The organism is Dyella dinghuensis, from assembly GCF_003977615.1.
GTDB lineage: Bacteria > Pseudomonadota > Gammaproteobacteria > Xanthomonadales > Rhodanobacteraceae > Dyella_B > Dyella_B dinghuensis.
Map to the genome: position 1 here is coordinate 559,233 of NZ_RYZR01000005.1, position 25,525 is coordinate 584,757.

At 60.4% G+C, this 25,525-nt stretch carries 26 protein-coding genes; 19 read left to right on the forward strand and 7 right to left on the reverse strand.

Annotated features, from left to right (window positions below):
* Positions 1-91 precede the first annotated feature (91 nt).
* The 6 genes from rpoH to EKH79_RS10105 all read right to left on the reverse strand — a co-directional run bounded on the left by rpoH (position 92) and on the right by EKH79_RS10105 (position 6,324).
* Complete coding sequence (gene rpoH, locus EKH79_RS10080; protein ID WP_126673653.1) at positions 92-949, reverse strand: RNA polymerase sigma factor RpoH; 858 nt, start codon at positions 947-949, stop codon at positions 92-94.
* A gap of 187 nt (positions 950-1,136) precedes the next feature.
* Positions 1,137-1,850, reverse strand: coding sequence for a uracil-DNA glycosylase (gene ung, locus EKH79_RS10085; protein ID WP_126673654.1), 714 nt, complete (start codon positions 1,848-1,850; stop codon positions 1,137-1,139).
* Positions 1,847-2,686 (reverse strand): response regulator, encoded by an 840-nt coding sequence (locus tag EKH79_RS10090; RefSeq protein ID WP_126673655.1) that lies wholly within the window; start codon positions 2,684-2,686, stop codon positions 1,847-1,849. The genes ung and EKH79_RS10090 overlap by 4 nt, the downstream gene beginning before the upstream one ends.
* 134 nt (positions 2,687-2,820) lie before the next feature.
* Positions 2,821-3,786: a permease-like cell division protein FtsX gene (gene ftsX / locus EKH79_RS10095; RefSeq protein WP_126673656.1), complete on the reverse strand. Its 966-nt coding sequence runs from the start codon at positions 3,784-3,786 to the stop codon at positions 2,821-2,823.
* Positions 3,783-4,460: a cell division ATP-binding protein FtsE gene (gene ftsE, locus EKH79_RS10100; protein WP_126673878.1), complete on the reverse strand. Its 678-nt coding sequence runs from the start codon at positions 4,458-4,460 to the stop codon at positions 3,783-3,785. The genes ftsX and ftsE overlap by 4 nt, the downstream gene beginning before the upstream one ends.
* A gap of 211 nt (positions 4,461-4,671) precedes the next feature.
* The gene (locus EKH79_RS10105) at positions 4,672-6,324 is read right to left on the reverse strand and encodes a DEAD/DEAH box helicase (RefSeq protein WP_126673657.1); all 1,653 of its coding nucleotides are present in this window, start codon (positions 6,322-6,324) and stop codon (positions 4,672-4,674) included.
* A 358-nt stretch (positions 6,325-6,682) separates the two neighbouring features.
* On the opposite strand from EKH79_RS10105, the gene trxA reads away from it, so the two are divergent.
* The 6 genes from trxA to EKH79_RS10135 all read left to right on the forward strand — a co-directional run bounded on the left by trxA (position 6,683) and on the right by EKH79_RS10135 (position 13,531).
* The gene (gene trxA, locus EKH79_RS10110; RefSeq protein WP_126673658.1) at positions 6,683-7,009 is read left to right on the forward strand and encodes a thioredoxin TrxA; all 327 of its coding nucleotides are present in this window, start codon (positions 6,683-6,685) and stop codon (positions 7,007-7,009) included.
* A gap of 161 nt (positions 7,010-7,170) precedes the next feature.
* Complete coding sequence (gene rho / locus EKH79_RS10115; RefSeq protein ID WP_126673659.1) at positions 7,171-8,958, forward strand: transcription termination factor Rho; 1,788 nt, start codon at positions 7,171-7,173, stop codon at positions 8,956-8,958.
* Between the two features lie 199 nt (positions 8,959-9,157).
* Positions 9,158-9,823: a response regulator gene (locus tag EKH79_RS10120; protein WP_115478317.1), complete on the forward strand. Its 666-nt coding sequence runs from the start codon at positions 9,158-9,160 to the stop codon at positions 9,821-9,823.
* A gap of 3 nt (positions 9,824-9,826) precedes the next feature.
* Positions 9,827-11,332, forward strand: coding sequence for a sensor histidine kinase (locus EKH79_RS10125; RefSeq protein WP_126673660.1), 1,506 nt, complete (start codon positions 9,827-9,829; stop codon positions 11,330-11,332).
* Positions 11,333-11,528: 196 nt separating this feature from the next.
* Entirely contained in the window at positions 11,529-12,896 is a 1,368-nt protein-coding gene (locus EKH79_RS10130; RefSeq protein WP_126673661.1) for a glutamate--cysteine ligase, read from the forward strand.
* Complete coding sequence (locus tag EKH79_RS10135) at positions 12,893-13,531, forward strand: LysE/ArgO family amino acid transporter (RefSeq protein WP_126673662.1); 639 nt, start codon at positions 12,893-12,895, stop codon at positions 13,529-13,531. Before EKH79_RS10130 ends, EKH79_RS10135 begins: the two co-directional genes overlap by 4 nt.
* On the opposite strand, the gene EKH79_RS10140 is transcribed toward EKH79_RS10135, so the two are convergent.
* Positions 13,532-13,993, reverse strand: coding sequence for a DoxX family protein (locus EKH79_RS10140; protein WP_199754221.1), 462 nt, complete (start codon positions 13,991-13,993; stop codon positions 13,532-13,534).
* A 283-nt stretch (positions 13,994-14,276) separates the two neighbouring features.
* Between EKH79_RS10140 and bufA2 the strand changes: the two genes are divergently transcribed.
* The 13 genes from bufA2 to EKH79_RS10205 all read left to right on the forward strand — a co-directional run bounded on the left by bufA2 (position 14,277) and on the right by EKH79_RS10205 (position 25,523).
* Positions 14,277-14,546: a BufA2 family periplasmic bufferin-type metallophore gene (bufA2, locus tag EKH79_RS10145; protein WP_126673664.1), complete on the forward strand. Its 270-nt coding sequence runs from the start codon at positions 14,277-14,279 to the stop codon at positions 14,544-14,546.
* A gap of 62 nt (positions 14,547-14,608) precedes the next feature.
* On the forward strand, positions 14,609-15,460 hold the full coding sequence (bufB, locus tag EKH79_RS10150; protein ID WP_126673665.1) for an MNIO family bufferin maturase: 852 nt from the start codon (positions 14,609-14,611) through the stop codon (positions 15,458-15,460).
* Positions 15,457-16,236 (forward strand): HvfC/BufC N-terminal domain-containing protein, encoded by a 780-nt coding sequence (locus tag EKH79_RS10155; RefSeq protein ID WP_126673666.1) that lies wholly within the window; start codon positions 15,457-15,459, stop codon positions 16,234-16,236. The genes bufB and EKH79_RS10155 overlap by 4 nt, the downstream gene beginning before the upstream one ends.
* A gap of 81 nt (positions 16,237-16,317) precedes the next feature.
* A complete protein-coding gene (locus EKH79_RS10160; protein WP_126673667.1) occupies positions 16,318-17,229 on the forward strand; it encodes an AraC family transcriptional regulator in 912 nt (303 codons plus the stop codon).
* An 80-nt stretch (positions 17,230-17,309) separates the two neighbouring features.
* Positions 17,310-18,110, forward strand: a complete 801-nt coding sequence (locus EKH79_RS10165) for a hypothetical protein (protein ID WP_126673668.1) — start codon at positions 17,310-17,312, stop codon at positions 18,108-18,110.
* A gap of 146 nt (positions 18,111-18,256) precedes the next feature.
* Positions 18,257-19,159: an acyl-CoA desaturase gene (locus EKH79_RS10170; RefSeq protein ID WP_233590283.1), complete on the forward strand. Its 903-nt coding sequence runs from the start codon at positions 18,257-18,259 to the stop codon at positions 19,157-19,159.
* Complete coding sequence (locus EKH79_RS10175) at positions 19,159-20,436, forward strand: NAD(P)/FAD-dependent oxidoreductase (RefSeq protein WP_126673670.1); 1,278 nt, start codon at positions 19,159-19,161, stop codon at positions 20,434-20,436. The genes EKH79_RS10170 and EKH79_RS10175 overlap by 1 nt, the downstream gene beginning before the upstream one ends.
* Entirely contained in the window at positions 20,436-21,242 is an 807-nt protein-coding gene (locus tag EKH79_RS10180) for a DUF1365 domain-containing protein (protein WP_126673671.1), read from the forward strand. The genes EKH79_RS10175 and EKH79_RS10180 overlap by 1 nt, the downstream gene beginning before the upstream one ends.
* Entirely contained in the window at positions 21,239-22,537 is a 1,299-nt protein-coding gene (locus EKH79_RS10185) for an SAM-dependent methyltransferase (RefSeq protein WP_126673672.1), read from the forward strand. Before EKH79_RS10180 ends, EKH79_RS10185 begins: the two co-directional genes overlap by 4 nt.
* Positions 22,534-23,094, forward strand: a complete 561-nt coding sequence (locus EKH79_RS10190) for a DUF2878 domain-containing protein (protein ID WP_126673673.1) — start codon at positions 22,534-22,536, stop codon at positions 23,092-23,094. Before EKH79_RS10185 ends, EKH79_RS10190 begins: the two co-directional genes overlap by 4 nt.
* Positions 23,091-23,891, forward strand: a complete 801-nt coding sequence (locus EKH79_RS10195; protein WP_126673674.1) for a DUF1295 domain-containing protein — start codon at positions 23,091-23,093, stop codon at positions 23,889-23,891. The genes EKH79_RS10190 and EKH79_RS10195 overlap by 4 nt, the downstream gene beginning before the upstream one ends.
* The gene (locus tag EKH79_RS10200) at positions 23,888-24,973 is read left to right on the forward strand and encodes an SAM-dependent methyltransferase (protein ID WP_126673675.1); all 1,086 of its coding nucleotides are present in this window, start codon (positions 23,888-23,890) and stop codon (positions 24,971-24,973) included. Before EKH79_RS10195 ends, EKH79_RS10200 begins: the two co-directional genes overlap by 4 nt.
* Before the next feature lie 4 nt (positions 24,974-24,977).
* A complete protein-coding gene (locus EKH79_RS10205) occupies positions 24,978-25,523 on the forward strand; it encodes a lipocalin family protein (protein ID WP_199754222.1) in 546 nt (181 codons plus the stop codon).
* Positions 25,524-25,525 lie beyond the last annotated feature (2 nt).

Sequence of the window (25,525 nt, forward strand, 5' to 3'; positions counted from 1 at the left end):
GCTCGGAAATCCACACGGACTTAAACACAGCGGACTCAAACAAAAAAGGCCTCCGCAAGGGAGGCCTCTTTCCATCGCACGTCGGCGATGCTCAGGCTGCGAACAGACCACGCATTTTCTTCATGGCGTTGGCCTCGACCTGACGGATACGTTCGGCAGAGACACCGTATTCGTCGGCCAGATCCTGCAGCGTGGCCTTGTCGTCGTTGAGCCAGCGGCGCTGGATGATGTCGCGCGAACGTTCGTCGAGCTTCTGCAGCGCAGCCGACAGCGTTTCGAGCTGGTTGTCGGACTGATCGGCATCGGAGACGTTGTCGTACGGATCGGCACCCTCGTCGATGAGGAACGCGGCCGGTGCGGGCTTGGCGTCTTCGTCGGCGTCGGCCGGCGCTTCAAAACCGATGTCGCGACCGGACAGGCGCGATTCCATCTCACGAACCGTCGCTTCCGGCACGCCGAGGTCTTGGGCGATCACGCGCACTTCTTCGGCATTCATCCAGCCCAGGCGCTTCTTGCTCTTGCGCAGGTTGAAGAACAGCTTGCGCTGCGCCTTGGTCGTGGCGACCTTCACGATGCGCCAGTTGCGCAGGATGAACTCGTGCATTTCCGCGCGAATCCAATGTACGGCAAAACTCACCAGGCGCACGCCCTGATCGGGGTCGAAACGCTTGACCGCCTTCATCAGGCCGATGTTGCCTTCCTGAATAAGGTCGGACAGCTGCAAACCGTAGCCGCTGTAACCGCGGGCCACGTGCACCACAAAACGCAGATGCGACATCACCAGCTTGCGGGCGGAATCGAGATCCTCGTCCGCTTGATAGCGGCGCGACAGGTCTTGCTCCTCATCCTGGGTGAGCACCGGAATCCGGTGAACCGCCGAGATGTAGGCATCCAGACTGCCGACGACGCTGGGGACCGACAAAGTGGCCGTCGCCAAGGCTTGGGACATGTTGGAACCTCCTGAATGGGGTCAGCTTAGCACTCTGATACTTGGAGTGCTAAAGGCACCGAGAGTTCCGGCGCCTTTTATGTACCGAATAGTACACGAATGGCCCGGCCTTGTCCATGTTCAATGGTCCCTTGGAGCAGGCTTTCAAGCATGACTTTAGGGAGATGAACAGGATGTGGGCTGTCGGTCACAAAGCCGTTTCCAGCTGGGCCCGGGGCGGCAGCGACCAGTCGACGGGGGCCTGGCCCTGGGTCTCCAGATACCGGTTGGCCGCCGAGAAATGACCGCAGCCGATAAAGCCCCGATGGGCCGAAAGCGGGGACGGATGGACAGCCTTGAGCACCGCATGGCGGCGCGTGTCGATCAGCTGGCCTTTCCGCTGGGCATAAGAGCCCCAGAGCATGAAGACGATCCCTTCCCGCTCGCGGTTCAGGGCATCGATGGCCGCATCGGTAAAACCTTCCCAGCCTTTGCCCTGATGCGAGGCCGCCAGACCTCGCTCCACGGTCAGCACCGCGTTGAGCAGCAGCACGCCCCGATCGGCCCATGGCGTAAGGCACCCATGATCGGGCGCCGCGATGCCGAGGTCGCGCTGGATCTCTTTAAAGATATTCACCAGCGACGGCGGCGAAGGCACGCCCGGGCGTACCGAAAAACACAAACCATGCGCCTGCCCCGGACCGTGATACGGATCCTGCCCGAGGATCACCACGCGCACCGCGTCGAACGGCGTGTGCGTAAACGCATTGAAGATTTCCGGCCCCGGCGGATAGATCACTTTGCCGGCGTGTTTTTCCGCGCGCAGGAATTCGGAAAGCGCGCGCATCTCGGGGCGCTGCAGATAATCGCCGATGCGACTTTTCCACGACGCTTCGAGTTTGATGCGATCGTCGTCCGTCATGCACTTTCGCGCGTGCGCAGATGTTGCGACACGCGCAATTGAAAAAGCAGTTTCGTGACGAGCAAGCGCTCTTCGACCGGTTTCTCGACCAGATCGTTGGCGCCGGCGCGAATCAGTGCCGCCTGATTCACCGGATTCTCATCGCCCGTCATCACCAGCACCGGCAACTTGCCTTTGCCGTAGCCGAAATCGATGCGGATGAATTTCAACAGATCGCCGCCGGTGAGTTCGCCTTTGAGGCTGACGTCGGTGAGCACTACATCCGCGCCGATCGCGCCTTGTGCACGTTCGGCCTCGAGCATCGCAATCGCGTCTTCCACGCTCACGACGTGACGGACGGTAAGGCCGATCTTTTCCAGCATGCGGCGCGTCGCCAGCGCGACGACGCGGCTGTCTTCGACGTAAAGCACGGTGCCGTCGGCAATGCTTTCGGGGCGAACGTATCCGCGGATGAATTCCGCCAGCGCCTGAAAGCCGAGCGATTTATCGAAATAATCGGTGACGTGCTCGCCCAGCGAACGGCGATGCAGGCGATCGTCCACATCGCCGGATACGACGACGATGGGTACGTAAATCTGCGGCGCGGATTCGCGCACGTAGCGCGCGAGTTCCAATCCATCCATATCGGGAAGGCGCAGCGCGATGGTGATGAAATCGAACACGCCGTTCTGCAGCAGCTGATGCGCCTCGGCACCCGTGCCGCAACCAACGACTTCAGCCTGCGGCAGCTCCGCAGTCAGTACACGCGTGATCAGCTGGCGGACGACCTTGGAGCCATCCACCACCAGCACACGTGGTGCGGTGCTGATGTCGCGGCTGCTGATACTTCCACTCATCAAAAAATCCCATCAGATCAAGCGTAGCTTCCCAGCTCGTGCGTCGGCGGGCACCCCCTGCGCCCGTTGGCTTCATCATCATGCACTAGCGCAGGCGAATTGGGTGCGAACGGATTCACCGCCCGCCAGACCCGTCACGCTGCCCGGCGCAACTGCCAGGCGCTGACCAGACGTGCCCCCAGCCACCCCAGGACCGCCGCAGCGACCGGCACCGCGAGCAGCAGCCACGGTGGCAAGCCGCCCACGTGGAGCTTCCCTTCATAAACCTGACTGAGCCGCGCCACCGGATCGGCCAGCGCGAATTCGATCGCAATCGCCAGTGCCACCGCCAGGACGCCGCTGAACAGGCCGTACCAGATGCCCGCGTAAAGATAGGGACGACGCACGAAGGCGCGGCTCGCACCGATCAGTTTCAGCACCCCGATTTCATCGGCGCGGCTGGTGATGTCGACGCGCACCGTGTTGCCGACCACCAGCAACACCGCCAACGCAAACAACCCGGCGAGAATCAGCACCGCGCGATTGCCGACACCAAGCAACGCATCCAGACGCTGCCGCCAGGTGCCGCTGTCTTGCACCACGTCCACGCCTTGCTCGTTGCGCAGATCGTCCACGAGCTGATTGGCGGTATCGGCGGAAACGCCGTCCTGCGGCTGCACCAGCAACACGTAAGGTAGCGGGTTGTTGTCGAGCGCATGCAGCGAATCGGAGAACCCCTGCATCTTGCTCAGTTCGTCCAGGCCTTCCTGCGGCGATTTCACCGTGACGTTGGCGACACCATCGTGCTGCTCGATCTTTTTCGCCAACAACTGGGCGTTGCTCGCCACCTGATCGGTTTTCAGGAATACGTTGATGACCTGGTTGCGGCCCAAGGCATCGCCCAGCGATTGCACATTGGAGAGCAGCAGATAGAACGCGAGCGGCAACGCCAGCGCCAATCCCATCACGGCGATGGTGAGCAGGCTGCCGACCGGCTTGGAGGCGAGACGGCGCAAGCTGTTGGCTGCACTCCAGCCGTGATGTTCGCGCCAGCTTGAAACCGGGCGGCGCTGACTGCGTTCGGTGCGTGCAGCGGTTTGCGCTTCGTTGGGTGTGCTCATAGCACTTCCTCCGCCGAAACGTCCGCGACCAGACGGCCGTGATCGAGCACGATCACCCGTTTCTTGATGCGTTTGATCAAGGGCAGATCGTGACTGGCAATCAGCACCGTGGTGCCGATCTGCTGAAATTCCGCAAACAGGCCCATGATCTCCACCGCAAGTTGCGGATCGAGATTGCCGGTGGGTTCGTCCGCAATCAGCACCGTCGGTTTGACGACGATGGCACGTGCGATACCTACGCGCTGCTGTTCGCCCGTCGATAGCGATGCGGGCAACTGGCGTTCGTAATCGAGCAAGCCGACTTTTTCCAGGGCGGCACGCACACGACGACCACGCTCCAGCGGCGCGATGCCGCCGATGACGAGCGGCAACTCGACGTTCGCGAAAACCGTGCGATCCATCAGCAGGCGATGATCCTGAAACACCATGCCGAGATTGCGCCGCAATTTCGGAATGCCGCTCTGGCCGATCTTGGCCAGACTCTGGCCGTCGAGGCTGATGTGCCCGTGCGACGGACGCTCGATCAGCGCCAGCAATTTGAGCAGCGTGCTTTTACCGGCACCGGAATGCCCGGTGACAAATGCCATCTCGCCTTTGGCGACTTCGAACGTAAGCTGCGAAAGGGCCTCGTGGCCGCCTTCATAGCGCTTGCTGACTTGATCGAAGCGGATCACCGCGTTCCCCATCCTTAAGTCTTGCCACTGGCGGCAAGGATAAGGGAAGGATGGTGAGAGAGATACGTCTGTGAATGCGCTTGTTTATGTCGCGATGCGGTCGGTGCAGTCGATACGGATCGCAGACTCGGCGTCTACGTGTATCGCACCGCACCAGCGCACGGAAGCATCAACGCGATCTGCGTAGGCCGGGACGAACCCGGCACATGCCTCAACGACCGGTAAACAGACGCGTCAGGCGACGGAAAAAACCCTGCTTTTTCGGCGCGACGTGTTCGCTACCGGCAGGCGATTGCGCAACGACCTGTCGCGACGGACGGCTGTTGCCGTTGTTTCCGTTCACGGCGTGGTTGGCGGCCACCTCGGTACCCGGCGCACCTTCACGGCGACGACCGCGACCGCCACGACGACGACGGCGCTTGGCCTCGCCCGTGGTTGCATCGGCTTGCGCAGGCGGCTGCGTTGAAGGCGTATCGCTTTTGGCGACGGCCACATCGTGCGGCTTGCGCGGGCGATCCTCGCGGCGACGCTCAGGCGCACCGCCCGAACGTTCGCCACGGCGTGCATCAGGACGACGCGGGCCACGCGAGGGCTTTTTCGCATCCTCACGCGGCTTCACCTTATCGCCGAAGGCGGCGCTGTCGGCAGCAGACTCCGCGGCAAACTGCGCATCGATCTGTTTGGGTTCCGGCATCACCAGCATGCCCGGATCGATCGCGGCGACCGGAATCTTCTGACCGATGTATTCCTCAATATCGGGCAGCGACATCGCATACAGGTCGCAGGCGAAGCTGATTGCATCGCCTTCGGCACCCAGACGCGCGGTACGGCCGATGCGGTGTACGTAATCTTCGGCGTCCTGCGGCAGGTCGTAATTGAAGACGTGACTGACGGCCGGAATGTGCAGGCCGCGCGCCGCGACGTCGGTACAGACGAGAATATCGAGCTGACCGTCCTGGAAACGTTGCAGCAGTTTCTGGCGTTTCAGCTGCGGCACATCGCCCGACAGCGCGCCCACGCGATAACCCTGGCGCTTCACCCGATCGGTAATGCGTTCGGCCGCCGCTTTCGTGTTGACGAAGATGATGCTGCGCGATGCCGACGCCTGATTCAGCAGGTTCAGCAACAACGGCATCTTTTCTTCTTTCGCCGGGAAGAACACCTGCTGACGCACGCGATCGGCGGTGACGTTGTCGGTTTCGACCACCATCTTCTCGGCGTTGTGCATGTGCTCGTACGCCAGCTCCAGCACGCGATGCGACAGCGTGGCGGAGAACAGCAGCACCTGCCGCTGCTCGCGCGCCGGCAGACGGCGGAAGATAAAGCGCACATCCTTGATGAAGCCCAGATCGAACATGCGATCGGCTTCGTCGATGACCATCACTTCCACACCGTTGAAGCCGAACACATTCTGCTTGTGGTAATCGAGCAGACGGCCGGGCGTGGCGATGATGATGTCGCAGCCGTCTTTCAGCTGCTGGCGCTGCTTGTCATAATCCACACCGCCGTAAATCAGCGCGGTGCGCAGGCCGGTGTAGCGGCCGATGTTCTTGGCGTCTTTTTCGATCTGGATCGCCAGTTCGCGCGTCGGCGCAATCACCAGTGCGCGCGGATCGGAATCCTTGCGCTCGGCAACGGCTGGTTGCGTTAGCAGGCGATTCATCAGCGCGACCAGGAAGGCGCAGGTCTTGCCCGTGCCGGTCTGCGCCTGGCCGGCGACATCGCGGCCCGTCAGTGCCACCGGCAGCGTGAGCGCCTGGATCGGGGTGCAACGTGCAAAGCCGGCTTCGTCCAGACCTTGCTGGAGGAGCGGATGCAGGTCGAATTGTGTGAAAAAGGTTTCGGTTAGGACAGTTTGGGACATGAAGGGTATCTGGGTGCGAGCAGACGCCGAGACGCCGGCCCGGTCCCGCGGATGCTCTGTCAACCTTGGGACGGGTGGATGAATGCGGCGCGCTGCGTGGCGGCGCCGAAAGACGGATGCACCCACCCGGCATAGGTGAAAAGGCTGCTGAAGCCCCCTCACCTATGCCAGCCAGGTACGTCGTTGTTGCCCTTGAATCGCTTGAATCGCGTCCCGACTTAGGCTGGAATGGAACGTAAGCCGCAACGGCACCGTTGCCATTCCCGGATCGACCCGCGCCTCATGGGCACCTCGTAGTGTAGCTGATGATCGCCATCCGGTCCTTAACCCGTTATCCCGCCTACCTAGGAGACCCACGGTGAGCGAACTAATCAGCCATGTGAGCGACGACGCCTTCGACCAGGAAGTGCTCAAGTCCGATACCCCTGTCCTGTTGGACTTCTGGGCCGAATGGTGCGGCCCGTGCAAGGCCATCGCGCCAGCGCTGGAAGACCTCGCCAAGCAATACGAGGGCAAGCTGCGCATCGTGAAGCTGAACATCGACCACAATCAGAAGACGCCCCGCACCTACGGCGTGCGCGGTATTCCGACCCTGATGGTCTTCAAGAATGGCAAGGTGGAAGCCACCCAGATCGGCGCCGTCAGCAAGGGCCAGCTGGCCCAGATGATCGATAAAGCGATCTAAATCTCGTTGTTGTAGCGTTGACTCGCTGCGCAGGCCCTTTACGGCGCTGCGCGGCGAGTGCTAGATTCCTCTTCAGTAGGGGCTGTGTGCCGCCCCCTCGCGCGTTCCGCGCAACGCTCGTCCTCCCTCCTGTCATCAACGGCGCCCCGTGAGGTTTGCCCGTGTCTGATATCGAAAGCAAAGATTCTTCCGACGCTAATAGCGCCGACAACAAACCTGCGAGCGATACGCCGCGCACTCGTGCGCCGCGCCGTTCCGCTGCCGCGATGGCGGAGGCTCGCGCCGAAAAGGCCGCGCCGCCGGCACCGCCGCCAACACCTCCGCCCGCCGCCGAGACGCATCACTACGACGCGCCGACGCCAACGGTGTCCAACGATGCTCCGCGTTACAACAACGGCGAAAGCCAGGAAGCGCGCGGCAACGAAGGTGGCCAGAACCAGAACGGTCAAGGCAACCCGAACAGTGGCCAGCCGCAGCAACAGGGCGGTCAGAGTCAGGGGCAAGGCCAGGGCCAGGCCTACAACAATGATCGCCGCAATGATCGCAACAACGATCGCAATCGCCGCCGTCGCCACGAGCGCGGCAATCGTCCGCAGCAAGGTAACGGCCCGGGCGCCCCGCCGCGCAACAATCCGCACGGTCTGCCGGTGGATGACGAGAACGCCGACATCGGCAGCAACGATCGGGTCATCAATCTCACCGAGCTGAAGCGCAAGAACGCGATTCAGCTGCTGGAGTTCGCCGAATCGCTCGGCCTTCAGGAAGGCGTTGCACGTCAGCGTCGCCAAGATGTGATCTTCAACGTCCTCAAGGCCCACGCCCGCTCCGGCGGCGGCATCTGGGCCGAAGGCGTGCTGGAAATCCTGCAGGACGGCTTCGGCTTCCTGCGTTCGGCCGATGAGTCCTACCTCGCCGGCCCGGATGACATCTACGTCTCGCCCAGCCAGATCCGCCGCTTCAACCTGCGCACCGGCGACTACATCACCGGACGCGTGCGTCACCCGAAGGAAGGCGAGCGCTACTTCGCGCTGCTGAAGGTCGACGACATCAACGGCGATCCGCCGGAAGCATCGAAGAACAAGATGCTGTTCGAGAACCTGACGCCGCTGTTCCCGCGTAAGGCGTTCAAGCTGGAACGCGGCAATGGCTCGAGCGAAGACATCACCGGACGCATCCTGGATCTCGTCGCGCCGATCGGCCGCGGCCAGCGCGGCCTGATCGTCTCGCAGCCGAAATCCGGTAAGACGATGATGCTGCAGAACATCGCGCAGGCCATCACGTACAACCATCCCGATGCGCACCTGATCATGCTGTTGATCGACGAGCGCCCGGAAGAAGTGACGGAAATCGCCCGCACCGTTCGCGCCGAAGTGATCAGCTCCACCTTCGACGAACCCGCCGTGCGTCACGTGCAGGTTGCCGAAATGGTGATCGAGCGTGCGAAGCGCCTGGTCGAACACAAGAAAGACGTGGTGATTCTGCTCGACTCCATCACGCGTCTGGCTCGCGCCTACAACACCGTGGTACCGAGCTCCGGCAAGGTGCTCACCGGTGGCGTGGATGCGAACGCGCTGCAACGCCCGAAGCGCTTCTTCGGCGCAGCACGTAACGTGGAAGAAGGCGGTTCGCTCACCATCATCGCCACCGCGCTGATCGAAACCGGCAGCAAGATGGACGAGGTGATCTACGAAGAGTTCAAGGGCACCGGCAACATGGAAGTGCACCTGTCTCGCCGCATCTCCGAAAAGCGCGTGTACCCGGCGATCGACATCAACCGCTCCGGCACACGCCGCGAAGATCTGCTGATCGATCCGGACCTGCTCGCCAAGATCTGGATTCTGCGCAAGCTGCTGCACCCGATGGACGAGCTTGCCGCGATGGAATTCATGCTCGACAAGATGAAGAACACCAAGTCCAACGACGAGTTCTTCAATTCGATGAAACGCTGATCGAACACTGCAAAGCACGATCGAAAAGGCCACCTCACGGTGGCCTTTTTGTTGTGCTCTTGCTGCGACGGCAGAAAAAAATACGCAAAAATTACTCGAAACTTACGGCAAAGTTTCATAACTTCGTCAACTGTCAAAACCCAGCGTACAAAGCGTTATTAGCTGTTACGATCTTGCGACTTCCCAGCCTTCGTGTCGTATGCGCATTCTGCTAGTTGAAGACGATCCCCTGGTTTCCGACGCCATCGTGCGCGGCCTTGCCACTGCCGGTTATGTAGTCGATGCGGTTGGCGATGCCGAATCCGTGCAAGGGCGCCTGGACACGACTCACTACGATCTGGCCATCGTCGATCTGGGCCTTCCCGGCGAAGACGGCTTTACGCTTGTGCGCCGTTTGCGCCGCGACGGCAGTTCGCTGCCGCTGCTGATCGTGACCGCGCGCGACGGGCTGGACGACCGCGTCAACGCGCTGGATCTGGGCGCCGACGACTATCTGGTCAAACCCTTCGCCCTGCCCGAGCTGGCCGCGCGCTGCCGCGCCCTGATCCGGCGCGCCACCGCCGCCACGGCCAACGAGATGGTGGTCGGCCGCCTGCGCATCGATCTGGCCGGTCGCCGCGCGATCGACGATACCGGCCGCGTACTCGAGCTCACCCGCCGCGAATGGTCGATCCTGGAGTGCCTGGCGCACCACAGCGGCCGCGTGGTCAGCAAAGAGCGCCTGATCCAGGCCATCGTCAGTTGGGACGAGGAAATTTCCGGTAACGCCATCGAGGTGCACGTTTCGCGTTTACGCGCGAAACTGGGCGACGCAGCCACGGTCCGCGGCATTCGCGGACTGGGTTATCGCCTCGATGACGCCTAAGTAATGACAGAAAGCCCGAAGCTCAAACGCGCCCCCAGTATTCGCGGCCGATTGTTCGGCTATCTGCTGCTACCGTTGGCGGCGTTGATGTCGCTCGCCTTTTGGGCCGATCACCGCACCTTCGTCACGCCGATGTACGACACCTTCGACCGCGCGCTTTCGCGTGCGGCGATCGCCATTGCTGCACAAGTGCATCAAGGCAACGACGGCACGCTGTATGTGGAGGGACCGGACCCGGGCACCCTTCACATGCATCCGCCTTCCGGAGCGCACCTCGGGCCACCGCCGCCGCCCGACGGAGACATCACCGATCGGCACGATTCATCGCTGCGCTTCGAACCTGACAACCGGCCGCTGGCCTGGATGCGACTGTATCCAGGCGCACGAGAAACCCTTCTCTATCGCGTCAGCCTTCCAGACGGCCATACGATTGCCGGTGACGATGGCTTGCCGATCGCGGACGGTCATGAGTCCGACAACGTCGGCTATGAAAACGCAACCTATAAAGACGTGTACTTGCGTGTCGCCACGTACCACACTTCGGTAGGCGATACGCCAGTGCTGGTGACGGTTGGCGAAAACGTGCACCACCGCGACATCGTCGTGCGCCGCCTGGACAGCATCATCGGCGTCAGCGATGGCATCCAGTTGTTGCTCGTGCTGGTGTTGACGCTGTTCGGCATTACCGTTGCCTTGCGCCCCATCAACAAGTTGCGCGAGCAGATCGCCAAACAGGAACCGCAATCGCTGCAACCGCTCATGTTGGAACCGGTGCCCGGTGAAGTGCGTCCGCTGGTGGAATCGCTCAATACCATGCTGATGACCGTGCGTGACGCAACGCTCGCACAACAGCATTTTTTGACCAACGCAGCGCATCAGTTGCGTACGCCATTGACCGGATTGAAAGCGCAGCTGGAAGTGCTTGCCGATGAAACGCAAGATACCGCGCAACAAGAGCGCATCACGCGACTGCAAGGCAGCGTGGATCGTCTCGCGCACACCGCCAATCAGCTGCTCGCGCTCGCACGCGCCGAACCGTCCTCGCATGGTCCGAGCGATTTCGTTTCGATCCAGATCGACGCACTGGTCGGCGCCGTTATCGGTTCCATGCTCGATCGCGCACTGGCGCGCGGCATCGACCTGGGCGCCGAATGCGAACCGCTGCAGGTACATGGCGTTTACTGGCTGTTGCATGAGCTTTTGATCAACCTGCTTGACAACGCCATCCGTCATACGCCCGATGGCGGCAACATCACCATTCGCTGCGGTCGCCAGAACGGCATGCCGTATCTTGAAGTCGAAGACAGCGGCCCGGGTATTGCCCACGCCGAACGCGAACGCGTACGCGAACGTTTTTATCGCGCCGCCGGCAGCGACGGCCAAAGCAGCGGCCTGGGCTTGGCCATCGTCGAGGAAATCGCGCGTAGCCATCGCGCGCACTTCAAAATCCTGGATGCACTGGAAGGGACAGGTGCGCGCATGCGTATCGAATTCCCCAGCCATGGCTAAGGTCATCTTCAAATCCGCCTGACGCCGTATCAATCTTACGGAGTCCCGTCACAAGAGGGTCAGGGCCTGACACGTCCGCCAGTACGGTGGATATCCTTGTAGCTGTACTGTCAGGTACAATTTTTTTCGCTCTCCCCCTTTTTGCGACGGCGTAGCGCCTCCATAGTCGGTGGCTACTCCCTCGAAGGCTCGCCCCGTGTCCATACCCAGTGCCGTCAAAAGCACCCCCATCCACGGCCGTCAGCAGTTGATCGATTACCTCGCCGCCGGTGAAAAGCCGCGCGAAGCGTGGCGAATCGGCACCGAGCACGAGAAATTCGGCTTCCGCAACGACGACCTCCGCCCGCCGACGTTCGAAGGCGATCGCGGCATCAGGGCGCTGCTCGAAGGCATTGCCTCGCGCTACGGCTGGGAGATCGCGCGCGAGGGCGAAACGCCGGTTGCGCTGATCCGCGACAAAGCCAACATCACGCTAGAGCCGGCCGGCCAGCTGGAGCTTTCCGGCGCACCGCTGGAAACCATCCACCAGACCTGTTGCGAAGTGAACAGCCATCTGGAAGAAGTGCGTTCCGTGGCAGATGAACTGGGCCTTGGCTTCCTCGGCATGGGTTTCCAGCCGAAGTGGGCGCGCAGTGATATGCCGTGGATGCCCAAGGGCCGCTACAAGATCATGCGCGAATACATGCCCAAGGTCGGCTCGCTCGGCCTGGACATGATGACGCGCACCTGCACCGTGCAGGTGAATCTCGATTTCTCCAGCGAAGCGGACATGGTGCGCAAATTCCGCACCAGCCTCGCGCTGCAACCGATTGCCACGGCGTTGTTCGCCGATTCGCCGTTCACCGAAGGCAAGCCCAACGGTTATCAGTCGTATCGCTCGCACGTGTGGACGGATACCGATCCGAACCGCACCGGCATGCTCGATTTCGTCTTCGACGACGGCTTCAGCTACGAACGCTACGTCGATTACATGCTCGATGTGCCGATGTATTTCAGCTATCAGAACGGCCACTACATCGATCTGGCCGGGCAGGATTTCAAACGCTTCATGGGCGGCACGCTCGATGCGGTGCCCGGCACGCGCGCGACGATGAAAGACTGGGCGGACCATCTCACCACCGCTTTCCCGGAAGTTCGCCTCAAGCAATATCTGGAAATGCGCGGCGCCGATGGCGGCCCGTGGAATCGCCTGTGTGCATTGCCGGCGCTGTGGGTGGGTCTGCTTTACGACGACGATGCGCTATATGCCGCGTGGGAATTGGCGAACACACTTACCCGCGAAGAACGTCACGCTCTGCGCGATGGCGTGCCCAAGCATGCGATGAAACTTCCGTTCCGCAACGGCACCGTGCGTGATCTTGCGCGCGAAGTGCTGGAAATTGCCGGACATGGACTCAAGCGCCGCAATCGCCTCAATCGCAACGGCGCGGATGAAAGCATCTTCCTTGAGCCGCTGATCGAGATTGTCGAGGCCAACCAGACGCCCGCGGAACGCAAGCTTGAGTTGTTCCATGGCGAATGGAACGGCAGCGTCGATCCGGTGTTCAAGGAATTCGCGTATTGATCGCGGCTAGTTCAGCCCATGCGCCGTTTCTGGCAGGGCTGCTGCTTGGTGCGTCGCTGATCGTTGCCATTGGTGCGCAGAACGCATTCGTTCTGCGCCAGGGCTTGTTGCAAATCCATCGTTTTCCAGTCGCGCTGTTCTGCGCGCTATCGGATGCGGTGCTGATTGCCGCAGGTGTCGGCGGCCTCGGCATCGCAGTGGGTCAGCATCCGCGTTTGCTCGCGCTGATTGCGTGCATCGGCGCGCTCGTACTGATGTGGTACGGCGCGCAGGCATTTCGACGCGCCATGCATCCCAAGGTACTCACCGCCGATACGCACAGCGCATCCGCCAGCGTGTGGAAAGTGCTTGCTGCCTGCGCGGGATTCACCTGGCTCAATCCGCACGTCTATCTCGACACGGTCCTGCTGATTGGCAGTCTTGCCTCGGCGTGGCCATCGCCATGGCCACGCACGTTGTTTGCCGTCGGCGCCGCAACATCTTCGTTTATCTGGTTCTTCTCGCTCGCTTACGGTGCGCGATTGCTCGCGCCACTGTTTCGCAAACCGATGGCGTGGCGCGTGCTTGATGTGCTGATTGCACTGGTGATGTGGACCATCGCCATCAAGCTGCTGCTTTCGTTCATCGTGCACTGATCAATCGAACGTACGGATGCGCAGCCAGCGCGCCAGCAACGTATCGAGACTTGCCTTGCCCGGTCCTGCCATCAGGAACCAGAAGAAGATCAACGAGTACACCACTTCGTCGGCTTCGACGTAATCGTCCAGCCCCATCAGATTGCTCGACACGACAAGTGTCACCGCGACAATCATGTTGATGATCATGGGAACGGTCACCAGCCGTGTGAACAAGCCCAGCATCAGCAAGAGTCCGCCTACCAATTCCGTCCACGCCGAAAGCGCTGCACTGAATGCCGGGTGCGGAATGCCCCAACCGACAAAGCGCTGCGTGAAACCTTCCAGGTTATGGACCTTGGCGATGCCGGTTTCCAGCCAGAAGTAACCGAACACCAGTCGCACCACCAGCGGCCCCAGCCAGCGCCATCGATGAAGCAAAGCCAGTGCCCATGAAGCTTTCGTCGCGATAAACGTCTGCATCGTCATGTTTCCTTAAATGAAGTAAGCGCATGATGCGTCCGCCCGCAGGTGCGTGCCATGTTCCGGCGTCCAGGCTTTCTAGCCCTGGGTCCAGCGATGGTGGCACTCGATGCAGACTGGACGATCGGGCATAAAAGAGGGATGGACGGAGGCAGTCGTAGGCTGCCCGCTTCAAGACAATTGACACTGTCGAGACCACTTCGCAGCCTTTACGCGCAGCGGCCGAGACAACTCCCCATTTTTGCCGCACTGCGGCGAACAAAACTTCTCAACGGAGCCAACTATGAAGATCAAGACAGTCAACGCCAGCGCTATGGCCGTGATGGTGGCCGGTCTGTTCGCCGCCGCAGCGGTCAACGCCGCACCGGTCGGTGCGCCCGCGGGCGATCAGGCCATGGTCAAGTGCGTCAACTCGTCGTCGTGTAAGGGCCAGGGCGCATGCAAGCAGGCGTCGAACTCCTGCAAGGGTCAGAACTCGTGCAAGGGCCAGGGCTTCACGATGCAGAAGTCGCAGGCTGATTGCACCGCAGCACAGGCTGCTGTGAAGAAGTGATCGACCCGGCGGGGCTCGTCAGCCACGCGAGCCCCGCCTACCTCTCCGACAAAACGATTGCCATGACACCCGCCACATCGTCTCAGCCACTGCCCTACCTTGGTTACGGACTGGGCCTGCGCGTGGATCATTACGAAGCGCTGCTGGCCAATCCGGGGAACGTCGAGTGGCTGGAAGTCGTTTCGGAAAATTACATGGTGGATGGCGGTCTGCCGCTCGTATGGCTTGACCGCTTTCGCGAACGTTTTCCGTTGGTCATGCACGGCGTGTCGCTATCCATTGGCAGCACCGATCCCCTGGATGAAGATTACCTAGCGCGGCTCGCTGCATTGGCAAAGCGCGTCGAGCCCGCATGGGTGTCCGACCATCTTTGCTGGACCGGCGTGCAAGGCATCAATCTGCATGACCTCATGCCGCTGCCATACACCGAAGAAGCACTCGATCACGTCGTCAGCCGCGTGTTGCGCGTGCAAGACACGCTCAAGCGCCGCATCCTGCTGGAAAACGTATCCAGTTACGTCAGCTTCGCCGATTCGCAGCTGACTGAGTGGGAATTTCTCGCCGCAGTTGCAGAACGCGCCGATTGCCTGATTTTGCTGGACGTCAACAACGTGCACGTCAGTGCGCAGAACCACGGTTTCTCATCGCTGGATTACCTGCGTGGCATTCCCGCCTCGCGCGTCCAGCAATTTCATCTCGCCGGTTTTGAGCAAGGCGAGCATCTCATCATCGATACACACGATGCGCCGGTATCGAATGCGGTGTGGGATCTCTACATCGAAGCCGTACGCCGCTTCGGCCGCGTGTCGACCATGATCGAGCGCGATGACAATTTCCCGCCGCTTTTCGAATTGATGGCCGAACTCGACCACGCGCGCACGCTGGCCGAACCGCTGTTGCAGGATGCCGCATGAGCTCGCTGCAAACCATTCAAGAGCAGATGCTGCAAGCGGTGCTCGCGGAACGCGCGGCGAAACTCCGCAGCATTCGCAGCGACGACATCGCCGGCGCCGAGGATCGGCTTTCGATTTATCATCACGGCTATCGTGTGCGCCTCCGCGACGCACTGAAGAATGAATTCACCGGCCTGCAATGCATGGCTGGCCGGCGGTTCCATGCGTTGCTCGACACCTACGTCAAGGCGCACCCGTCGGAGCACTACAACATCCGCTGGTACGGTGCCGACCTGCCATCGTTTCTCGATGAAACCCAACCCTGGTGCGACGAACCTCAACTCGCCGAGATGGCCTATGTCGACTGGGCGGTTTCTACCGCGTTCGATGCCGAGGACGAACGCAGCATGGGCATGGCCGATCTATCGGCCGTACCAGCGCATGCGTGGGCCAACCTGCGGCTGAGCATGCAGAAACATCTGCGCGTACTCACCGTCACACACAACGTCGATGCGTTTCGGCGCGCTGCAGACAGTGGCGCCAAACGCCCTCACCTGCGCCGTTTTGTGCACGCACGCCGGATTCTCGTGTGGCGCAAAGAGACAACCATTCACTACCGCACACTGGATCGCGATGAGTGGCCTGTGCTGAACGCGGCACTCGGGGGCGAAACGTTCGCGGCGATGTGCGAACGGCTGGCCGACCATCACGACGAGTCAACCGCCATGTCACGCATGGTCCAACTGCTGCAAAGGTGGCTGGAGACGGGGCTGATCCAAGGCTGGACAACGGACTGACCCATTCCGGGGCACCCCGTGTAACCGGCCCGCACTTCCGGCGAAGTAAGTCTTAGAGACCCCGCCACGGAAGCGTTGCCCATGTACATCGAGCACACCCCCGCGCTTGGCAATAGCCCACGCCCATTGCCCGTCGAACCGGCACTGGAATCGCTGCTTAGTCAATCGATGCTACGCGTGGACATCGTGGCGGAGCTGCACTATTGCGGCTCCTGGTTCATGGACGAACCGCGTTACGACTGCGGACTCTTCCATCTTGTCGGCACCGGCGAGTGCCAGGTAGAAAGCCCAGCCCTGACGGAAGCGCTACAACTTCAGGCGGGCGATCTGGTGGTGTTCCCACATGGCGATCCGCACCGCTTGAGCTCCGTATCGGATGACTCGGCATCAGCCACCAGCCTGATCTGTGGCGAATTGCATTTCTCCAGCAACACCATGCATCCACTGAGCCACGCATTGCCCGCTTGTTTCGTAGTGCGTGCCGCACATGCCGACAACGTGTTTCGGAGTCTGTCGACCATGATGGTCGACGTCGCCAACTCGGGATTGGCGGGCCGCCAGATGCTTTTGAACAAACTTGCCGACACACTCTTTACGTTGGCCATCTGCGATTTTGCCCAGCGTCAGACCGATCATCGCGGACTGTTCGCCGCGCTCGCCGACACACGCATCTGCAAAGTGCTGCGCGCTGTGCATGAAAATCCCGGCCACGCGTGGACGATGCAATGCATGGCATCGCTTGCCTGCATGTCGCGTTCCGCATTCGCCGAGCGCTTTGCGCAATTGATGAAAATTCCGCCGATGCAGTACGTCACGCAATGGCGCGTCAGCATGGCTGAGCGCTTACTGCGCGACCGGCAGCTGTCCGTAGCCTCGATCGCCGAACAACTCGGCTACAGCAGCGAAGCCGCCTTCCGGCGCCTGTTCAAACGCGTCAGCGGTGTTTGCCCCGGACGTATTCGCAGCCAGGATCAGGACTACCTGCTCAACTGATCCGTTTATCGGGTGGATGCATCCAAGGTCTGTCTTCCGTCGTATGGGTTCTTATGTGCCCATCACGGCAGACGGACTTCATGGCAAAAGACCAACACGGATCCATCGTCACCCGCGGATTTCTTTTGCTTGTCACGGCAGGTATAACGCCGCAAACCGTTGCGTCAGACAGGCATTACGTGGGCACCGCCCATGCGAATGACAGCCATGACGTTCTGTACAAGGAAGAACATTTCGTTTTTGACGACCACGGCGAACGCACTCGTCTGGTCCTCTATCGCTGCCCTTCCGGTGAACCGTTCGCGCGTAAATGGGTGCACGACGTTGCCGGTGCCGAAGCACCGAATTTCGATCTGATCGATGCACGCAGCGGCTACCGCGAAGGTGTTTTGGGCAAACCAGGCGCTCGCATGGTCTATACCCAGGCAGACGCCCACGCGTCCGTTCACGTCGAACCTTTGCCGGATCGTCCGAACGAAGTCATCGATGCGGGTTTTGACACGTATGTGCGTCAGCATTGGGATGTATTGCGGGCCAATCAGCAGGCACCTGTCGCTTTTGTCGTGCCGAGCCGGCTCGGCTATGTCGATCTGCGACTCACCGACGCGGACGCCGGCACAGCCAATGGTGAACCCGTCCGCCATTTTCGGCTGAGCATGAATGCCTGGTACGGCTTTGCCGCGCCCTCGATCGATCTGACCTACGGCACAACCGACCAGCGACTGCTGCGCTTCGACGGAATCAGCAACATTCGCAATGCAGCGGGCAAAAACCAGCGCGTAATCATCGACTTCCCACGCGCAGCCGAGATGGCGGCCCCGAGTGCGACAGACATCCAGAAGGCCGCGAGCCTCCCGCTCGTCACGCACTGCGCTGCGTAAAGCGCCCCCGCTGCATCCGTAGGCCGGGTTCCTCCGTATATCTCAATAACCCCTTTGCAGGCACGCTCATGCCCACGCGCGAGACCGACGTCAGGAACGACAAAAGCTTGGCAATCGAACAACGGACACTCGGCGCCGTGGCAGCGTTGCGCGGATGGTTTGATACGCAAATTCAAATCGACGCTGCCGACGAGCGCGCCAACCGGCTCGACTGGTTACGCGCCGTGCCATTCATTGCACTGCATGTGGCCTGCGTCGCCGTGTTCTGGGTCGGGGTGTCTCCGGTTGCATTGATCATTGCCACGGCCTTGTATGCGATCCGCATGTTTGCGTTGACGGGCTTTTATCACCGTTATTTTTCTCACCGGACCTTTCGTACGTCGCGTCCCGTGCAGTTTTTCTTCGCGCTGATTGGTGCCGCGTGCGTACAACGCGGCCCGCTGTGGTGGGCGGCGCATCACCGCCATCACCATCGCCATGCCGATACCGAACTTGATCCGCACTCGCCGTCTGTCACCGGCTTTTTGTGGAGCCACATGGGTTGGTTTCTCACGCCGAATGCCTTTCGCACGGACATGTCGCGCATTCCCGATCTTCGTGATTACCCGGAACTGCGCTGGCTGGACCGATACGACACCGCCATACCCGTCGCACTCGCCGTAGTGCTTTACGCGCTTGGCGCCCTACTGCATCACGTTGCCCCGTCACTGGGAACGACCGGCGGACAGATGCTCGTTTGGGGATTCTTCGTTTCGACCGTGGTGCTATTCCATGCAACGGTCACGATCAACTCCCTCGCCCATCGCTTTGGCCACCGTCGTTACCCGACCGGCGACGATAGCCGCAACAACGTTTGGCTCGCATTGATCACGTTCGGCGAAGGCTGGCACAACAACCATCATTTCTATCCCGGTTCCGCGCGCCAGGGGTTTCGCTGGTGGGAAATCGATATCACCTGGTATGGGCTGAAACTGCTCCAGGCATGCGGTCTCGTGTGGGATTTGAAACCGGTCCCCGCCTGGGTCGTCGACAAGGCGAGGCATTCGTGATGCGTATCGCTATCGTCGGCTCAGGTATTTCAGGTCTCGCCTCGGCTTACCTGCTGTCGCGCAATCACGATGTCACGCTCTATGAAGCCAATGACTATCTGGGCGGCCACACGCACACGCATGCCGTGCAGCAGAACGGCCAGTCGTATGACATCGACACCGGCTTCATCGTCTACAACCCAGCTCACTATCCGCTGTTGACGAAGCTTTTCGAAGAGCTTCACGTCACCGGCAAGCCGACGACGATGAGCTTCTCGGTGCAAAACGCAGCAAGCGGACTGGAATACAACGCCAGCGATCTCGATGCGCTGTTCTGTCAACGGCGCAATCTGTTGTCTCCGCGGTTTATCGGCATGGTGCGTGACTTGATGCGCTTCTACCGCGAAGCACCCGCCCTGCTCTCAGAAAGCCATTCAAACCCGACACTCGGCGAGTATCTCGACGAGCATCGCTATGGCGACGCATTCAAGCACGATCATCTTGTTCCGATGGCTTCGGCATTGTGGTCGTCACCCGCGCACCAGATTCTTTCGTTTCCTGCGCGCTATCTCGTGCAGTTCATGGCCAATCACCAGATGCTGCAGGTGTCGGGCCGCCCGGAATGGCGCGTGGTGCAAGGCGGTTCATCGACCTATATCGGCGCGATGATGAAGCAGTGGTGCGTCAGGGTCCGATTGAAGCAGCCGGTGCTTTCCGTGAAACGCCTTCGCCACGGCGTGGAGGTGACGACGCTGCATGGAACCGAGGACTTCGATCATGTCGTGATGGCATGCCACAGCGATCAGGCACTGGCACTTCTGCACGACGCCAGCGAGTCCGAGCACGAAGTACTCAGCGCTATCCGCTATCAGGCAAACGACACGGTATTGCACACCGACGCGTCCTTGCTCCCGCGAAATCGCAAAGCGTGGGCAGCGTGGAATGCCTATATCCCTAAAGATCCAGGGGACGATTGCACGGTCAGCTATTGCATGAACAAGCTGCAAGGTGTCGTGTCGCCCGAGCCGTTTATCGTGACACTCAATCGCACCGATGCCATTGATCCCGCCCGCGTTCTGCGGCGCATGTCTTACCACCACCCGGTTTACGACAGTGCGTCAGTGGCTGCGCAAAAGCGCAAGAGTGAAATCCAGGGTCATCGACGCACCTGGTACGCCGGCGCTTATTGGGGGTGGGGCTTTCATGAAGACGGCATGCGTAGTGCCGTCGAGGTCGCCGATGCGTTGGAACAAATCGGCACGGAATTTACATCCTTCTCGACGAGGATGATTGCGTGATGGGCGACTCATCCTGGTCCAGCGCCATCTACGAAGGAACCGTGACGCATCGCCGCTACGCGCCGCGTGCACATGCGTTTTCCTATCGCATGGCGCAGCTGTATCTGGATCTGGATGAAGTGGACCGCGTGTTCGATCGACGGTTGTTCTGGTCGGTAAACCGCAGGAACTTCGTCGAATGGCGCCGCGCGGACTATCTCGGCCCATCCGACATACCGCTGGCGGAAGCAGTGCGTCAACGAGTTCGCGAACAGACCGGGCGAACCATCGCTGGCCCGATCCGCATGCTTACGCACCTTCGCTATGCGGGACATATCTTTAATCCCGTTACGTTTTATTACTGCTTTGAACCCGACGGAAGCACGCTTGATTGCGTCGTTGCCGAGATCACCAATACACCGTGGCGCGAACGTCATGCGTATGCGCTCTCGGTCAATGACGCCCAAACGCATGGCCGCGCATTTCACTGGGACATCGCGAAGTCGTTCCACGTCTCGCCCTTCATGCCGATGGATCGAAGGTACCACTGGCGGTTCACGGCGCCCGCCCACGATCTGCTCGTCCACATGAAGGTATTGGAAGCCGAACGACTGGATTTCGATGCCACGCTGTCACTGGCACGCCAGCCCATCAATGGGCGGTCACTTGCGCGCGTGCTGTGGCGCTACCCGCTGATGACGGTGCAAGTGGTTACCGCCATCCATTGGCAGGCCCTGCGTCTGTGGCTCAAGCGCAATCCGGTTCACGATCATCCTGCTCGATCCGCTCATGCCACTGCCGCCCCTCGGCTACGGGATACCTTATGAACGAGCTCGTCTCTCAGGCGACCCCTCGCACGACAAGGCGTGATGCATCGGCCTTCGATCGCTTTCTTCGCAACCGTTTGATCGAACGCTTGCGTGGCCTACGTCACGGACAGCTTATCGTCCACGATAGATGGGGGAGCGTTGAGCTTGGCGATGCGTCATCAGATGACGCGTCGTTGATCGTCAACGTTACCGTGCGCGACCCTGCGTTTTATCGCGCGGTCGCCATGCAAGGAAGCGTCGGCGCAGGTGACGCCTATGGCGACGGCGACTGGCATTGCGACAATCTCGTCGGACTTGTGCAATTGCTCGTTCGCAACCGGGACTTGCTCGATGGCATGGAGAGTGGTGCCGCACGCATCGGCGGAGCCATATTGAAGTTGTGGCATGCATTGCGTCGAAATACGCGCGAAGGAAGCCGTCGTAACATTGCCGAACACTACGATCTCGGCAACGATTTTTTCAGCACCTTCTTGTCGTCCGACATGATGTATTCGTCGGCATTGTGGTCCGACGACAGTGACACGCTTGAACGAGCGTCAACACGAAAACTGGATGTCATCTGCCAGAAGCTCGACCTGCGTCCCGGCCTTCGCGTCGTGGAGATTGGCACGGGCTGGGGTGGATTTGCGATCCATGCCGCCAAGTACTACGGCTGCCACGTTACAACGACAACGATATCGCGCGAACAATATACGCTCGCCAAGCGGCGTGTGGACGAACAGGGCTTGGGCGATTCGATAACCTTGCTCGTGCAGGACTATCGCGATCTGGAAGGTCAATACGATCGTCTTGTGTCCATCGAGATGGTCGAAGCCATTGGCGCCGAATATCTTCCTGCGTATTTTTCAAAACTGACGCAGTTATTGAAGCCCGATGGCACCGCGCTCGTTCAAGCCATCACCATCGAAGATCACCGCTATACGCAAGCACTTCGTTCGGTCGACTTCATCAAGCGACATGTTTTTCCCGGCAGCTTTATTCCTTCCATCAACGCCATGCTTTCCGCCAAGTCCGAAGTCAGCGACATGGCACTCGTGCATCTTGAGGATTTTGGCCAGTCCTACGCTCGCACCTTGCATGCGTGGCGTCAGCGCTTCATGGGCGCGTTGCCGCAAGTCAGAGCGCAGCATTTCGACGAGCGCTTTATCCGTCTCTGGGAATTTTATCTGGCCTATTGCGAGGGCGGATTTCTGGAGCGATCGATTGGCGTATCGCATTTGTTATTCGCGCGCCCCAAGGCTCAACCCCGTGCCACACGCTGGACGGATGCGACGGAGGCCACGCATCTATGAATTTCTGGGGCAATCTCATCGGCTATCAAGTCGTCTGGTTCACGGCAGTGATCGGCGCAGCGCATGGGAAGACGTGGCCCGGCGTCACCGTCGGAGCGCTTTTCGTTCTATGGCAAATTCTTAGGGCCGATTATCCCTACGCAGAATGGCGGTTGCTTATTTGCGCCGTCACGCTCGGTATCGTCATTGAAGGCGTTCTCGCTCGAACGAGTTGGGCAACCTATGCAGCATCCGCCCCAGCTATTCCACCGGGTGGTGCACCGCTCTGGATCCTGGCTATTTGGGCGTCTTTCTCCACGACGCTTAATCGCAGTCTCGCGTATTTGCGCGAACGTCTCTGGCTTGCATGGCTGCTCGGCGCCATCGGTGCACCGCTTGCTTACCTGGGCGCGCAGCGAGGTTGGGGGTCGGTGGTCTTTCAGCAGCCCTCCTGGCGCGGGCTGACGTGGATCGCGTGCAGCTGGGCCGTGGCGATGCCTTTGCTGGCGTTTCTCGCCCGTCGCTGGACATCGCTCTATCGATTGAAACCTGCACTGATACGGACCACGAAATCATGAGCATAGGGATGCAATGCCTACTGCTCCTGATCGTCATGGTCATCATCATGACGCTTGGTTGGCGTTGGCAGAAAAGACGTTCGAACGCAGGCATCGTCGACGTACTTTGGTCGATTGGCGTTGGGCTCGGTGCCGTGCTGATGGCACTGATGAGCGATGGTGCAGCGTTGCCGCGATCACTGGGCGCCGTGTTCGGCGCGGCATGGGCGGCGCGTCTGGCGTTGCACTTGTGGCGACGTGTCAGCCACGAGCATGAAGACGGACGTTACCGGCAACTGCGCAGGCACTGGCGCGGCAATCAGACAAAGTTCTTTCTGTTCTTCCAGTTTCAAGCCGCGCTTGTTGTGCTCTTTTCGTTGCCGTTCGCAGCGGTCGCGCGCAACCCGACTTCTCAAATTACCCCCGCTCTATTCGTAGGAGCAGTTATCTGGGCAATCGCCATCCTGGGCGAAACGGTGGCTGATCGGCAGCTCACACGCTTCCGACAAAACCCGGCTCACAGCGGCAAAACGTGCCGTGAGGGGTTGTGGCGTTACTCACGCCATCCCAATTACTTCTTTGAGTGGCTGCACTGGTTTGCCTATGTCGCACTAGCGTGGGGATCGTCACTGGCGTGGCTGGCCTGGTCGGGCCCGATCGTGATGTACATCTTCTTGCGCTGGATTAGCGGCATCACGTTTACCGAAGCGCAAGCCGTCCGCCATCGCGGCGACGACTATCGCGAGTATCAGCGCACAACGTCCATGCTGATCCCGTGGTTTCCGAAGTCCACAACATCAGACAAGGGGCTCACATGAGTACCGCCGCCGTGGCAACGAATGCATTGGCTTCCGATCGAGCAGCAGCTGGCCTGCTCGGACTGGCCGAACGCCGGCTGGTTCCGGATGTATTGATACGCATGGGCATTCGGCAACTCTGCGCACAGCGGCTTCGCGAGGAGCGTCAAGGCGGCGCGAACAAGGAGGCGGCGCTTTATCAGCAGCGAATCGAAGCGTTGCGCTGCAGCCCAGTCGCGATTCACACCGATGCCGCCAATGCGCAGCATTACGAACTTCCCGCAGCGTTCTTCCAGCAATGCCTCGGACCGCGAATGAAGTATTCGTCGTGTTACTACCCTACCGGCGAGGAAACATTGGCGCAGGCAGAAGAAGCCATGCTTGCGCTGTACGGTGAACGCGCGCAGCTTGCAGATGGGCAGGATATTCTTGAGCTCGGCTGCGGATGGGGTTCATTGACGTTATGGATGGCCGAACGTTTTCCGAATTCGCGCATTACTGCCGTATCCAACTCGAACTCGCAACGCATCCACATCCAGAAGGCGTGCGGCGAGCGTGGCATTTACAACGTTCGCATCATCACCAGCGATGTCAATGCACTGGCACTGGATGCGGAGGCTTTCGATCGCTGTGTCTCGATCGAGATGTTCGAACACATGCGCAATTACGAGACACTGCTCGCTCGCATCGCAGGCTGGCTTCGTCCGTCAGGGAAGTTGTTCCTGCACATATTTGCGCATCAAACGCTGATGTACCCGTTTGAGACCGAAGGCGGCGACAACTGGATGGGACGTCACTTCTTCACGGGTGGTCTTATGCCATCCGTCGACACGCTGCTTTGGTTTCAGCGCGATCTCTTTCTCGAGGAACGCTGGAAGGTCGATGGCACACACTATCAACGAACTGCGAACGACTGGCTCGCGAATCAGGACAGGCATGAGGCGGAAGTGATGCGCGCGCTGACGCGTGCTTACGGCACCCAGCAGGCGTCGCTTTGGTTCCAGCGTTGGCGCATGTTCTGGATGGCATGTGCGGAGTTGTTTGGCTATGACCATGGCCAACAATGGCTCGTCGCCCATTACCGTTTTGCGCGCCCGGACTGACATCATGCGCACCTCACGAATCACGCTGATCACTCTAGCGCTTGTGACAATGCCACTACTGGGCTGCAGTACGAATGCGCCGATGCCGCACGTCGCCCAGGTCGATCTGCCGCGCTATATGGGCGCTTGGTATGTGATCGCGACGATCCCAAGCTTTCCGGAACGTCATGCTTATAACGCCGTGGAATCGTATGCCATGCGTCCGGACGGAAAGATCCAGACGACCTTTCGTTATCGCAACGGCAGTTTCGGGGCTCCGGTAAAAACCATGCATCCCGTCGGCACGGTGCAGCCCGGCACCGGTCAGGCTGTCTGGGGCGAGCAATTCGTCTGGCCGATCCAGGCGGAATATGTCATCGCCTACCTGGACAGCAGCTATCGGACGGTGATTGTCGGGCGCAGCAAGCGCGATTACGTGTGGATCATGGCGCGCTCGCCCACACTTGCGCCGCAAGAGTACGCGCAACTGGTCCAGAAAGTAGCCTCGCTTGGCTACGACACGAGCAAACTGCGGGAGGTGCCACAGCAATGGCCCGAGCCGACGCCTTAGCT

Excerpts from the sequence above, each read along its gene's own strand:
- EKH79_RS10090 (WP_126673655.1), bottom strand. The coding sequence starts at position 2,686 with ATGAGTGGAAGTATCAGCAGCCGCGACATCAGCACCGCACCACGTGTG.
- bufA2 (WP_126673664.1), top strand. The coding sequence starts at position 14,277 with ATGAAGATCAAGACAGTCAACGCCAGCGCTATGGCCGTGATGGTGGCC.
- EKH79_RS10185 (WP_126673672.1), top strand. The coding sequence starts at position 21,239 with ATGAACGAGCTCGTCTCTCAGGCGACCCCTCGCACGACAAGGCGTGAT.
- EKH79_RS10155 (WP_126673666.1), top strand. The coding sequence starts at position 15,457 with ATGAGCTCGCTGCAAACCATTCAAGAGCAGATGCTGCAAGCGGTGCTC.
- EKH79_RS10195 (WP_126673674.1), top strand. The coding sequence starts at position 23,091 with ATGAGCATAGGGATGCAATGCCTACTGCTCCTGATCGTCATGGTCATC.
- EKH79_RS10165 (WP_126673668.1), top strand. The coding sequence starts at position 17,310 with ATGGCAAAAGACCAACACGGATCCATCGTCACCCGCGGATTTCTTTTG.
- EKH79_RS10200 (WP_126673675.1), top strand. The coding sequence starts at position 23,888 with ATGAGTACCGCCGCCGTGGCAACGAATGCATTGGCTTCCGATCGAGCA.
- EKH79_RS10125 (WP_126673660.1), top strand. The coding sequence starts at position 9,827 with ATGACAGAAAGCCCGAAGCTCAAACGCGCCCCCAGTATTCGCGGCCGA.
- EKH79_RS10140 (WP_199754221.1), bottom strand. The coding sequence starts at position 13,993 with ATGCAGACGTTTATCGCGACGAAAGCTTCATGGGCACTGGCTTTGCTT.
- ung (WP_126673654.1), bottom strand. The coding sequence starts at position 1,850 with ATGACGGACGACGATCGCATCAAACTCGAAGCGTCGTGGAAAAGTCGC.
- EKH79_RS10205 (WP_199754222.1), top strand. The coding sequence starts at position 24,978 with ATGCGCACCTCACGAATCACGCTGATCACTCTAGCGCTTGTGACAATG.
- EKH79_RS10120 (WP_115478317.1), top strand. The coding sequence starts at position 9,158 with ATGCGCATTCTGCTAGTTGAAGACGATCCCCTGGTTTCCGACGCCATC.
- EKH79_RS10160 (WP_126673667.1), top strand. The coding sequence starts at position 16,318 with ATGTACATCGAGCACACCCCCGCGCTTGGCAATAGCCCACGCCCATTG.
- EKH79_RS10180 (WP_126673671.1), top strand. The coding sequence starts at position 20,436 with ATGGGCGACTCATCCTGGTCCAGCGCCATCTACGAAGGAACCGTGACG.
- ftsX (WP_126673656.1), bottom strand. The coding sequence starts at position 3,786 with ATGAGCACACCCAACGAAGCGCAAACCGCTGCACGCACCGAACGCAGT.
- EKH79_RS10190 (WP_126673673.1), top strand. The coding sequence starts at position 22,534 with ATGAATTTCTGGGGCAATCTCATCGGCTATCAAGTCGTCTGGTTCACG.
- EKH79_RS10105 (WP_126673657.1), bottom strand. The coding sequence starts at position 6,324 with ATGTCCCAAACTGTCCTAACCGAAACCTTTTTCACACAATTCGACCTG.
- EKH79_RS10175 (WP_126673670.1), top strand. The coding sequence starts at position 19,159 with ATGCGTATCGCTATCGTCGGCTCAGGTATTTCAGGTCTCGCCTCGGCT.
- bufB (WP_126673665.1), top strand. The coding sequence starts at position 14,609 with ATGACACCCGCCACATCGTCTCAGCCACTGCCCTACCTTGGTTACGGA.
- rpoH (WP_126673653.1), bottom strand. The coding sequence starts at position 949 with ATGTCCCAAGCCTTGGCGACGGCCACTTTGTCGGTCCCCAGCGTCGTC.